At 50.2% G+C, this 12616-nt stretch carries 10 protein-coding genes; 7 read left to right on the forward strand and 3 right to left on the reverse strand.

What is annotated here, in order from left to right:
- Positions 1 to 552 precede the first annotated feature (552 nt).
- The 3 genes from AC3RCI_RS27070 (at position 553) to AC3RCI_RS27080 (ending at position 5055) form a co-directional block, all read left to right on the forward strand.
- Complete coding sequence (locus AC3RCI_RS27070) at positions 553 to 2775, forward strand: methyl-accepting chemotaxis protein (protein ID WP_492527034.1); 2223 nt, start codon at positions 553 to 555, stop codon at positions 2773 to 2775.
- A gap of 127 nt (positions 2776 to 2902) precedes the next feature.
- Positions 2903 to 3904 (forward strand): GTP 3',8-cyclase MoaA, encoded by a 1002-nt coding sequence (gene moaA / locus AC3RCI_RS27075; protein ID WP_095291142.1) that lies wholly within the window; start codon positions 2903 to 2905, stop codon positions 3902 to 3904.
- 314 nt (positions 3905 to 4218) lie between these two features.
- Complete coding sequence (locus AC3RCI_RS27080) at positions 4219 to 5055, forward strand: methyl-accepting chemotaxis protein (protein WP_336782200.1); 837 nt, start codon at positions 4219 to 4221, stop codon at positions 5053 to 5055.
- Positions 5056 to 5172: 117 nt separating this feature from the next.
- Here the strand turns inward: AC3RCI_RS27080 and AC3RCI_RS27085 are convergent, their stop codons facing one another.
- Positions 5173 to 5781: a LysE/ArgO family amino acid transporter gene (locus AC3RCI_RS27085; RefSeq protein ID WP_492527035.1), complete on the reverse strand. Its 609-nt coding sequence runs from the start codon at positions 5779 to 5781 to the stop codon at positions 5173 to 5175.
- A 179-nt stretch (positions 5782 to 5960) separates the two neighbouring features.
- Here AC3RCI_RS27085 and AC3RCI_RS27090 point away from each other — a divergent pair, with 179 nt between their 5' ends.
- Positions 5961 to 7451 (forward strand): aminotransferase-like domain-containing protein, encoded by a 1491-nt coding sequence (locus AC3RCI_RS27090; RefSeq protein ID WP_492527036.1) that lies wholly within the window; start codon positions 5961 to 5963, stop codon positions 7449 to 7451.
- Between the two features lie 86 nt (positions 7452 to 7537).
- Here AC3RCI_RS27090 and mobA read toward each other — a convergent pair whose 3' ends face one another.
- On the reverse strand, positions 7538 to 8152 hold the full coding sequence (mobA, locus tag AC3RCI_RS27095; RefSeq protein ID WP_492527037.1) for a molybdenum cofactor guanylyltransferase: 615 nt from the start codon (positions 8150 to 8152) through the stop codon (positions 7538 to 7540).
- A 114-nt stretch (positions 8153 to 8266) separates the two neighbouring features.
- Here mobA and AC3RCI_RS27100 point away from each other — a divergent pair, with 114 nt between their 5' ends.
- Entirely contained in the window at positions 8267 to 9496 is a 1230-nt protein-coding gene (locus tag AC3RCI_RS27100; RefSeq protein WP_251643721.1) for an MFS transporter, read from the forward strand.
- A gap of 198 nt (positions 9497 to 9694) precedes the next feature.
- On the opposite strand, the gene AC3RCI_RS27105 is transcribed toward AC3RCI_RS27100, so the two are convergent.
- Positions 9695 to 11422 (reverse strand): glutamine--tRNA ligase/YqeY domain fusion protein, encoded by a 1728-nt coding sequence (locus AC3RCI_RS27105; protein ID WP_492530023.1) that lies wholly within the window; start codon positions 11420 to 11422, stop codon positions 9695 to 9697.
- Positions 11423 to 11613: 191 nt separating this feature from the next.
- Between AC3RCI_RS27105 and AC3RCI_RS27110 the strand changes: the two genes are divergently transcribed.
- Complete coding sequence (locus AC3RCI_RS27110; RefSeq protein ID WP_154894790.1) at positions 11614 to 11871, forward strand: DUF2164 family protein; 258 nt, start codon at positions 11614 to 11616, stop codon at positions 11869 to 11871.
- A 32-nt stretch (positions 11872 to 11903) separates the two neighbouring features.
- Positions 11904 to 12452, forward strand: a complete 549-nt coding sequence (locus tag AC3RCI_RS27115) for a GNAT family N-acetyltransferase (protein WP_110758574.1) — start codon at positions 11904 to 11906, stop codon at positions 12450 to 12452.
- Positions 12453 to 12616 lie beyond the last annotated feature (164 nt).

Raw genomic sequence — 12616 nt, forward strand, 5'->3', positions numbered from 1 at the left:
GTTAGGTTTCATTTCACACCAAGGCCGAATGGAAGGTTTGCGTTCACGAACGTAACAGGTTTTTCTGGTTAGGTAATACTATAAATCATTGGGCGGAGATTACATTATACAGACTGTTTTGAGTATGGGCCTGTTCATGTTACACAGTGTAAAATGAGACAAATTCTCATTCGGAACGATGTCAGCCCATGGATGGTTTATCTGACACCACGTTATTCGATATGCATATATAGCCTGTTTTTCAATGTTCTTTATGGATGTCTTATTCGAGCATGTGTATAGAACTGGGTACGTATTCCAGTACAATAAGTCCTATAATATAGGCCCTTCGCATGCCTGTCCTTCTTAAAAAGCGCATGTTTCTTTGTATTTATTGAATAAATATTCGGAAAATATGACATATACACTCGTATTCTTGTTGCTTTTCTTGTATAACGTTTTATATGGAAAAGATAGGAATACACTTCTTTTGGAAATGAAAGAATCCATATCGTTTTATCAGGAAAGGGCTGTGCAATTAAGCTTTCAACTTCAAAGATCGGGGTGGTCTGTATGTTTGATTGGCTTGGCTGGAGAAAAGGGTGGCCGTTATGGCGGTCGTATCGGTTGAACGCACATATCAAGAATGATGTGGAGCAGATTTTCGAGGGAATTGCCGAAACCAGGCGGCAGCTTCTACTGGATTGGGCAGATGAACAGTGGCGTCATATGGATCAACTCGTGCACCAGGTCCAGTCAGCAGGACTTCTAGACACAGCACACATCGTACCAAATAGCAGCAAATGGGATGCATGCTTCAAAGCAGCTTACATCCGGGCAGCAGATAGCACAGAGATTTTTATGTTGGACGAACAGAATCAGGTTGTATTTTCTACATATAAAAAACATATTGGACAGTTCTATGAAGGTAACGAAGCTTCCATTGGACCAGGCTTGAAATATGCCAGAGCAGATGCGGCCGGGAAAAGATGTCTCTATGGACCCTATTCAGATCCAGTGACCATGGAGATCGGGCCCCGCTCCTCCTCTTTTCACGATGATGTCACGCTCATGTTCATTGAACCCGTGCTGCAGGAAGGACGCTACATCGGTTCACTGTGCTGCCGAATCCCCAATGATGTGCTCGGGGACTTGATCCAGCGGGAGTCCGGACATGTCTATCCCGATTCGGGAGACAATTATCTCTTCATGGCCGAGTCGAAACTGCGCCCGCATCTGCGGCCAGGAACAGCTCTGTCTCGCAGCCGCTTCGAAGATCGTACGTTTACGCATGGCGAAAATCTCAAGGATGGTGTCACAACCGACTGGGGGGTGGTATCCGTCAAAGAGCATACCGAGCTGGAGTTGATGTTCACCGACCCTTCCACTGGAGAGCTGCATCCTGGGGTTGCGAATACCATTCGTAACGGGTCGAATCTGTTTGCGGCCTATCCGGGCTATTCCGATTACCGTCACATTTCTGTTATTGGCAAAGGCATCACCTTCCAGCTTCCCCACTGTCCCGATCGATGGGGCATGATGTGCGAAGGTGATCTGGAGGAAGTATACCGGGTACGCAGTATCGGCTGGCGTCAGTTCAAGCTGCACAGCCTGTTTATCGGTTTATCAGGCATTGGGGGAGCTGCCCTCGTATTTGCCTTATCAGGTAGTGCATGGAGTGCAGCAGCTCTCGCGGCATTTAATATCATTCTGGGTTTGGTCACAGCAGATCAGCTGCAACGGAGACACAATCAACGTGTGCACGAGGACTTGCGGCGCATCAGCCGGTTTATTCGGATCAACGCGGAGGGTCAGGGCGATCTGACCCAGCGGCTCGATACATCCGCTTTTGCACAGGATGAATCCGGTGAACTCGCAAAATGGATCAATAACATGATTGACTCGCTCGAAGGCATCATGCTCAAGGTTCAGGTTGCCACCGTGGATGTAATGAACAACCAGTATCAGATGCGCACGTCCACCGAAACGACCCAAGTTACGACCGAACGTGTAAATCATAAGATTGGGTCCATGATCCACGGCATACGTGAACAGCTGGAGGATCTCGATCAAGCCAAGCTCGCTGCCGATCATATGCGTCTTACCCTGCAGCAGCTGGAGGCCTCGGCCACAGAACAGATTGATGTCGCCCGTCAGGAAGTGGAGCGCATTGGCGGCAAAATGACGCAGATCTCGGGGACCGTCAAGGATACCAACCGCACAATTCTTTCCTTTATGGAGACCATGCAGGACATTTACCGTGCACTGGCAGCCATCGATGAGATATCCGCTCAAACGAATCTGCTTGCGCTGAATGCATCCATTGAAGCAGCACGTGTCGGAGAACATGGCCGCGGTTTCGCTGTCGTTGCCGGGGAGATTCGCAAGCTGGCTGAGCTGTCCCGTTCCTCTACCGAGGACATCCATCAGATTCTGAACAATATCACTACCGCAGCGGATACCGCTGCCCGCTCCATTCATGAGGGAGATCAGGTGCTTGCTGAAGGCAGCACACTGGTTCAAGCAGCTGCACAACTGCTGCAAAGTGCGTCAGCCGAAGATTCGCAAAGGACACAGGTCGTGGATCAGGTCGTTAGACTTATGGAAAATATCGCTGCCATCAGTCAACAAAACCGCTCCACGTCCGCAGAGGTGGAGACCGAGATGATGGCACTGCTCAGTGACATGATGCATGTTCAACAGTCTTCGCATAATGTGGAAGCCATCACCGTATTTCTGCAGCAAATCGTGGGTCAATTCCAGCTAACTCATCCCCAAAAAATTGCTGCCACCTGACGTTATCGTTGACGTGGATTGGAGAAATAGCTAAAATTTGATGCAACTGTTCTTTTGAATTTCGACGTTGTCGTATCGTTCATTTTATAGAAGCTTTCCAATCTGAATCAATGAAAGGGTGGTCAGCATGGAAATGCTCCAGGATTCGTTTGGCAGGATCCATGACTACATCCGTATTTCCGTTACGGACCGCTGTAATTTGCGTTGTGTGTACTGCATGCCAGCTGAAGGCATGGAGTTCGCCCCGCATGATGAAATTATGAGCTACGAGGAAATCACCCAGGTGCTCAAAGTGCTCGCCCCGATGGGCATGCGCAAAGTTCGCCTGACTGGCGGTGAACCACTTGTACGCAAGGATCTGCATAAGCTTGTTGGCATGATCTCGGCCATCGACGGGATTGAGGATATTGCGCTGACAACCAATGCGCTCCTGCTGGATAAACAGGCCCAGGCACTGAAAGACGCTGGATTAAACCGGATTAACATCAGTCTCGATTCCCTTCATGCGGACAGATTCTCCATGATTACCCGCGGAGGAGACGTCAACAAAGTGCTCAAGGGGATTGAAGCTGCAACGGCTGCCGGACTTGCGCCAATCAAGCTGAATGTGGTCCTGATGAAGGGCATCAATGATGATGAAATCAAGGATTTCATTGCGATGACGATCGATCAACCGCTGCATGTGCGTTTTATCGAATACATGCCCATCGGACATGCTTCAGATTCATGGCGCAAATCGTATCTCCCGCTGGAAACCGTCACCGATGTGTGTGCGGAAGCCGGCTGGACCGTAGAGAGCACATCCGGACCGGCAGGCAATGGTCCTTCCCGCAACATGAAGATTGCTGGTTCACAGGGAACCTTCGGCCTGATCCACCCGGTTAGCGATCACTTCTGTGATAATTGCAACCGGCTGCGCCTGACGGCAGACGGACATATCAAGGCCTGCCTGTACTGGTCGGATGAGTACAATGTTCGCCGCTATGTTGATGATCCGGATGCGATGGCTGCCCTCTTCCTCAAGGCACTTGGCACGAAGCCGAAGAACCATGAAATGGCGCTGGCGCTCGAGCAAAAAATGCAAAGCCATACCCCAACCGTACGGCGCATGTCCCAGATCGGCGGGTAGGTCTTCTTATGAACCGCTTAATGGGTACGAACGGATAATGGAAATATGGATGGTAAGTGAACTTAACAAAAGTTGTGGTAACATCATTTGCTTGTTTTGAAGCTGCGAAGGAGATATCCTTTGCGGCTTTTTTCATAAAATCCTAAGAGGATCACTATAAAATAGAACTTCCTTTTTCCTTTCTGCTACTGAAATTGTTACAATAAGAAGAATTGAATATATTTTTCCCTCCAGGTCTTCATAATCTCTGTGATCTGGACGATGTATAGTCAAAGAAAAATCAAACAAATATACCGCACTTAGGAGCTGACTGGATGAACATTGTTGAAGCCATGGTCGCAGCAAGTCCATATTTCAAAATCATGCTTAAGGGACAAAATCTGATGATTGCTGTAACCGACACCGAGAAATTCTGGTATTATGCACCAAGTGAAGATCTTGACCTTGGCATTAAGGCAGGTGACCCCATTTCACTAGAGGATCCGACATTACGCCGTGCCCTGATCAACGGTGAGACTTCTGCCAATCATATTGAAGCACAGCATTACGGAACAGCCCTTAATTCCACAGCTACGCCTCTGCGCGATGAAGCGGGAAACATTGTGGGTACCCTGGCCATTGGTTTCTCCCTCAAAAACGAAGAGCAGCTTGGACATTTCACCGAATTAATCAGCAGCATTAGCGGCAGGCTGACGGACATGGTCCAAACTGTAGCCGCCCAATCCGAAGAGCTGACTGCCTCCTCTTCACAGATTCTGGACAATACCAAGGTCGCCGTTCAAAATGCAGCGGAAGTTAATAAAGTGGCCTCGTTTATCCGGGAAGTCTCTGAACAAACCAATTTACTCGGCCTCAACGCGGCTATTGAAGCGGCACGAGCGGGTGAAGCGGGCGCAGGATTCGGTGTAGTGGCCTCCGAAGTGCGCAAGCTGTCCACCGGAACGAAGGAAGCTACCGTGAATATCGAACGGTCCCTTCATGACGTGCAGCATTCCATCCGTCAGATGGAGCAGGAGATTGCATCCATTTCCCAGTCCAGTACGCAGCAGGCTGAACTCGTCACGGAATTTAGCGAGGTTATTGACCAGTTAAACAATGTGAGTGAGGAACTGAATTCCTTTATTCAATCCATGATTCTGAAGACAGAATAACGATACACAGCAGCATGACCAATGTTACGACTGGCTGCAGCTCAACCTGTAACACCAAGAACCCCGCACGCTATCTTGCGGGGTTTTTCTGATTTCTGAGCAAAAATTCCCGGAACATTACATACGAATTAGTTTCCACAGCATCATGGCCGCCATCACGATCATCACCACTGCCGATAACCAGTTGAAGACCCGACTGATCCGTCCAGTGGTATCTGTTCTTCCCATCCACCTTCCAGCACTTGCGAGTCCAAGGAACCATAACCACGAAACCGCCGCTGCCGTGATGGCAAAAGCAATCCGGTCCGTCCCTTCATACTCAAGTGAGCTGGTGCCAATGACAGCTACCGTATCCAGCAGTGCATGCGGATTAAGCAGGGATACGGAAGCGGCGAAGGCAATCTGACGTCCTGCAGTGAGCACGGATGCTGACCCACTCACGGTTCCGGATGACTTCCATATGCTCCATGCCATATACAGCAGAAATGCACTGCCGCCTGCATACAACACACCGGAGAGCAGCGGCCACTGCAGCAAAATGAGGGACACCCCTCCGACCGCAGCTCCAATTAATAATGTATCGCTAATACCAGCAGTCACTACTGCCGGAAGTGCACGCACTAAACTTCGCTGGCTCATCCCCTGGTTAAAAATAAACACATTCTGCACGCCAAGTGGCAGGATCAGGCCAAACGCCAGTACCACGGCGTGAATAATTACACTCATTCTCCATCCCCCTTGTATATGTCTCTATATTAGAGGGGATGACTTTCCGTGTGACCAACCAATTGGATGGCATGGAGACCAACCAAAATGATATAGTTGTCGGTATACCATTTTGGTGTACAAATTCGGTATACAAATAAATGCCTGAATCATCTTATCCCACTGGAGGCAAGCTCGGCATGAAGCATTCCTATCCAAGACAAGAGATTGACTGGAAACCTGATCCTGCTATCCCCCTGTCTCTGTTCCGTCAAATAGAAATATATATCCGTGAAAAAATAACGACCGGAGAGTGGACCGCGGGCTACCGCCTGCCTTCCCAGCGAGTATTGGCTCAGTCCATGGGCGTCAACCGCAGTACACTGGTCGCTGCGCTGGACAACCTGATCGCTGCCGGCATGATTGAAGGCAGACGCGGCGGAGGAACCTACGTCTCCGGTTCAGGCTGGCATGCACTTGCCCACGCAGCACCGCCCAACTGGAATGAAGCCATTGAGGAGGGCTGGTATTACCCCAACCTTCCTGAAGTACAGCTCATTAATCGTGCCGAGTTCCAGCCTGGCATCATTCGGCTCGGTACTGGAGAGCTTGCACCTGAACTAATGCCGGAGGACGCCTTCAATGACATCTTGCGCTCCCTATCGGAACGCTCCCGTACGTTAAACTACCTTCAGCCTCAAGGCAGCCTGGAGCTCCGTGAGGCCTTGTCTGACTATTTGCTGACTTGCGGTATTCAGGCGTCACCCAGTGCCATTCTAATTGTCTCGGGCTCGCTGCAGGCGCTGCATTTGATATCGGTGGGCCTGCTTCCCCGCGGGTCGGCTGTCCTGCTGGAGAAGCCCTCCTACCTCTATTCCATACATGCCTTTCAATCCGCCGGATTAAAAATGAATGGTGTTCCCATGGATGCAGGTGGATTACACATACCGCGTCTGGAAGATATGATCGAGGGAGGCAATCATCAGGGACATCCTTCGCCGCTGCTCTATACCATACCTAGTTTTCACAATCCAACAGGTTCCGTCATGAGTGATACTCGCCGAAACGAGTTAATGTCTGCAGCCCGTGCCGGAGGCATATCGATTCTGGAGGATGCTGCCTATACGGACCTGTGGCTGGATATGCCCCCGCCGCTATCGTTAAAAGCGAGGGACACGGATGGCCGCGTGCTTCACATGGGCACACTGTCCAAAGCTGTCAGCCCTGGTCTGCGTCTGGGCTGGCTAGTAGGACCTGAGCCGGTTATTCGCCGCCTGGCAGACATCAAGATGCAAACGGACTATGGCACCAGTTCACTGGCGCAGGAAGCGGCCACACTCTGGTTTGCAGAGGGATACCACACACGGCACATGGAGCGTCTGCGGCCAGAGCTTCGCCGCCGGAGAGATTTCATGTTGGAGCTGTTGGAACGTTACTTCAACAGCATTGCAGAGTGGAACAAACCAGCCGGAGGCTTTTACATCTGGCTCAAGTTCACTGCCCGCTCCCTTTCAATCCGTCAGCTGTTCCATGCCTGCCTCGAGGATAGGGTGCTCATTCACCCTGGCTTTCTGTACGACCGCCTCGATGCGGACCACCTTAGACTCTCCTATGCGTATGCTTCGGAAGAAGAGATGGAGCGTGGAATGCAGCTGTTAGCCAAAGCAGCCAGAAAGCTGTTGGAATCATAACCAATAACCACACAGGGCCATGAGGATGTCTCACGAGGTCTTGTGTGGTCAAAGTCGGGCTCTCGTCTAGATGTAATACATACTGCTCACTTGCTCGGCGGACGCTTGTCCACCAAATCCTGATAGTCCTGCATCGTGTTCATATTGCTTAACTGTGCAGCAGCATCCTGGATTCCTGCTCTTTTCATATCCTCTGCTTCCACATACTTACACCCGATCTCCTCCAGCCAGCGAGTGACCCGCAAGCGGTCTTCGATCAGGCACTGCTCGAGGCTGGGAAGCACATCGATATGATACATGCCTACCAGTGGATGGATCCGTCCTTCCAGGAGCGGTACCATCGCGGGATGTGCCTTGTCCGATGCGGCTAACCGTTGCAATGTGGTAAAAAAGGAGGGCTGGATCAAAGGCAGGTCACAGGCACAGACCAGATTCCACTCGGTCTCCGATGCTTCAAGTGCGGCATGCAGCCCGGCCAGCGGCCCCTTTCCAGGATAGCCATCCTCAACACACGTATAACCGAGCGTTTGATAAGCATCCACATTGGGTCCGGCAGCAACGATGACACGGGATACTGCAGGTGCCAGAGCCGCAGCCACATGCTCCAGCACATTGGAGCCATCCATAGGCAGCAGTGCCTTGTTGGAACCCATCCGACTGGATAAGCCCCCTGCCAATATAATGCCAGTCCATTCCTTCATGTCCACGGTTATCATCCCTTCCGGCTCTCATATAATAAACTTATTCTATACATTGAATCCCCTTTCAACAAATGATACATTGTAGAATATTGATTCTGAAAGGAATGGCTCTATTTGGACAGATATGCACCCGGAAGAGGCAATCCCTCTTTGGTTTCGCTGAAGCTATATAACTTTTTCATATACGGAGCCATCTCCATCTTCGCCGGCTTCCTCCAATTGTATCTGCAGGAGATCGGCATGACCAAGCTGGAAATCGGCAGTCTGATGGCGATCGGCCCCTTTGTCTCTTTATTTGCCAATCCGTTCTGGGGCTTCTGGAGCGACAAGTCCCGCAATATTCGCATCATCCTGATGATGATGATGGGGGGCACCTTTGTGCTGGCCCAAGCGGTCTTTCATGCGCCGACCTATGCCTGGATCTATGGAGCCATGATTTTCTTTTATTTCTTTCAAAGTCCGCTGTTTGCCCAAACCAACAGTCTCATTCTCGGATATATCGATGGGACCACCCAGAAATTCGGTACATTCCGGCTGTGGGGCTCCCTCGGCTGGGCTCTGACTGCGGCAGCAGCAGGACCGCTTATCGACCGATTGGGTGTGGGCAGTGTTTCGATTGTGTTTGCCTGCTTGATTATCATTGCCTTTGCGTTTGCCATGTTTCTGCCAAGGCAGCCGATCGCGTCGGACACTCCAGTAGTGACCTTCCGCCGTTTCGGCAGAGTGATGTTCAATCCGTATTTCATGACGTTTATCGGACTTGGTGTACTGGTGTCGGTTCCGAATGCGATGAACAGTACATTTATGTCTCTCTATATTACAGAGATGGGCGGCAACAAACAGATGGTTGGGTGGGCCATCTTCACCTCATCCATTCTTGAAGTGGGTGTGTTCCTGCTGCTGGATCGCTTCCTGAAACGAAAAATGAGCATGCTGCTTGCAAGTCTCGTGCTCGTCAGCCTGTTATTCGCCGTTCGTTGGCAGCTGATGGCCGAGGCCGTTAATCCCCTGGAGATTGTATTTATCCAGCTGATGCACTCCATTACGTTTGGCGGATACTTCTATGTCGGAACCCAGCTGACCATGCTGTTTATTCCGAGACCATATCGTTCCTCTGGCCAAGCTGTGTACACGATGGCCTGGGGCGGTATATCCGGTGTCATTGCCGGCTTGTTCGGCGGCTGGCTATTCCAGAGCTTCGGTGCCGAGGTCATGTATAACATTGGCGTCTTCTTCTCTCTCATTGGAGCAGCAGGTTTTGGCGTCATGTGGCTGATCAATCGCAGAAATGGCTACCAACCTATTGTATTAACCGAGATGGGCAGCATGGATGAGGATGGGTAATGTTTTGTTTCACAGAGGTTGAACCGCTGGAGCTACACTAGGCCACTGCGTGGACAGAACAATCTTTCAATCGCTGTTATCCCTATATTTTTAATGGTGTATATTAAAAGTTCAAAATAAGAAAACAAAAGATTATGGAAAAAGGGCGTCTCCACGCAGCTATTGCTGCGGAGACGCCCTTCTTTTATTTGACGTACCTTATGCCTTCGGCAGTTGGAACGAGCTTTTCAGGGATACGACCCGGTTGAACACAGGGCGGCCTGGCTCGGAATGCTTCGGATCCACACTGAAATATCCGTGGCGGAAGAACTGGAATTTATCCTGTGCTTTCGCCTCCTGCATCTCTTGCTCCACATACCCGTGAACGATCTCAAGGGAGTTCGGATTCAATTGATCCAGGAATGTTTTTTCCGGTTGCTCTTCCACAATCTCTGCTCCGGCTACTTCCGCTTCTACCTCGGCTTCCGGTGCTTCTGCTGAGATCAAAGGCTCGTACAGACGGAATTCAGCCGGTACAGCCTGGCTTGCTTCCACCCAGTGGATGGTTCCTTTGACTTTACGACCTGTGAAGCCGCTGCCGCTCTTCGTTTCAGGATCATACGTACAGTGAATCTCCGTCACATTGCCTTCCGCATCCTTAATGACATCGTTGCATTTGATGAAGTACGCATGTTTCAGTCGAACCTCATTGCCAGGGAACAGACGGAAGTATTTGTTCGGCGGATTCTCCATGAAGTCATCCTGCTCAATGTAAATCTCACGGGAGAATGGAATTTTACGACTGCCCATCTCCGGATTTTCCACATTGTTCTCTGCTTCCAGCCACTCCACTTCCCCTTCAGGGTAGTTGGTGATGACCACTTTCAGCGGGTGCAGAACCGCCATGGTGCGCGGAGCTTTCAGCTTCAGATCTTCACGGACAAAATGTTCCAGCGTTTGCAGGTCAATAACGCCCTGACTTTTCGAAATGCCTGTCTCGAATACAAAATCACGAATCGCTTCCGGTGTGTAACCCCGGCGACGGAGACCCGAAATCGTTGGCATGCGCGGATCATCCCATCCATCCACATGTCCTTCGTCCACAAGCAATTTCAGTTTCCGTTTGCTCGTTACCATCTGGGACAGGTTCAGGCGACCGAATTCATATTGATGCGGCTGGCTCTCCATCTCACATTCAGCGATAACCCAATCATAGAATGGGCGTTGATCCTCAAATTCCAGGGAACAGAGGGAATGTGTCACACCTTCAATGGCATCTTCCAGCGGATGAGCGAAGGCATACATCGGATAGATACACCATTTGTCCCCAGTGTTGTGGTGGTGTGCATGAGCGATACGGTAGATGACCGGATCACGCAAGTTGATATTAGGCGAAGCCATATCGATCTTCGCACGCAGCACTTTTTCTCCATTTTGGAACTCGCCTGCGCGCATCCGTGCGAACAGATCCAGGTTCTCTTCAACGGTACGATCACGATACGGGCTGTTCTTGCCGGGTTCGGTCAGTGTGCCGCGCATTTCCCGAATTTCATCGGCGCTTTGGTCGTCGACGTAGGCTTTTCCTTTTTGGATCAGCAGGACAGCACGGTTGTACATCTCGTCAAAATAGTCCGAGGCAAAACGTTTCTCGTTCCACTCAAAGCCGAGCCATTTGACATCCTCCTGAATGGATTGTACGTATTCCACATCTTCCTTCACTGGATTCGTGTCGTCAAAGCGCAGGTTCGTCTTGCCGCCGAATTCAGCGCCCAGCGTGAAGTTGATCCAGATGGCCTTCGCATGGCCAATATGCAGATAACCGTTCGGTTCCGGAGGAAAACGGGTAATGACTTCCTGGACTTTTCCTGACCGGAGATCTTCGGTAATAATATTTTTGATAAAGTTAGGAGGGGTTGTACGATTGTCCACAGGTATCAAACCTTTCATGAATTGATTGGAGCTTTCAGAAATTACAAAGTGTTTCATCTAAATATACCTTTAACGGGAGACGAGTTCAATAAAGAACGGCACCAAAGTCCGGATTGCCTGTATGCAAGATAGGCCAAAAACCATTTTGACGGGTTCGCACGAATCATGTAGCATGATAGTAAAAACAAAATATAGGGAGGGATTCCCACTTGAACACGCTGAAGCTGACCAAAGAACAGCAGGATGAAGCCATTCGCACGATCCAGTCGTATTTCCAAGAGGAACGCGGCGAAGAACTTGGCGATCTGGCCGCTTGGGGGGTGCTCGATCTGTTTATGACGAAGCTCGCTCCCTACATATATAATCAGGCTCTCAGTGATGCTCGCACCACCGTGAATCAACGCATGGCCTCCATGGAAGAAGATCTGTTTGCATTAGAGCGCAAACTGCCACCTGCTTCCCGTTAAACCACTACTTATAAAGAAAGAAGGTTGCACTCATGTTTACCTATTCATTGGATGAATATACCGAACTCCGTCCACTCTCTATAGAGCATACCAAGCCGCTGTTCGAACTTACGGACCGCTCCCGCGATCAATTGAGACACTGGCTGCCATGGGTGGACCATGTAACAGAAATTGAACATACCTCAAACTTTATCAACAATGCGCTGAAGCAGGCTGCCGATAATGGAGGCTTCACTGCGGGTGTATGGCTGAAGGGTGAACTTGCCGGTATTATCGGATTCCATGAGATTAACTGGACCAACCGTTCGGTAAGCATCGGATACTGGCTCGGCAAGGGTTTTGAAGGACAGGGATTAATGACTAGCGCTTGTCGTGTCCTGGTCGATTATGCTCTGGTCACCCTGGACCTGAACCGGGTCGAGATTCGTTCAGCTACGAACAACAAGCGCAGCCGCGCCATCCCTGAGCGTCTTGGATTTGTCCTGGAAGGCGTTATTCGTCAGGCAGAGAAACTGCCTAAGGGATACGTCAATCATGCCGTGTACGGCATGCTGCAGCATGAATGGGAGCTTTTACGCTAACCCGCATACATATGGATACAACATGGAATGCCCCTATCTGCACGAAGCTACCTTCATGCAGGTAAGGGGCATTTTGCATGGGGCCGACAAATTCAACTTTTACTGCCCCTTAAGGTTATTTTCATCCTCTCTTCATCCTGGACGCCTAAGATAACGTTGTGGGT

Source organism: Paenibacillus sp. MT124 (assembly GCF_058792755.1).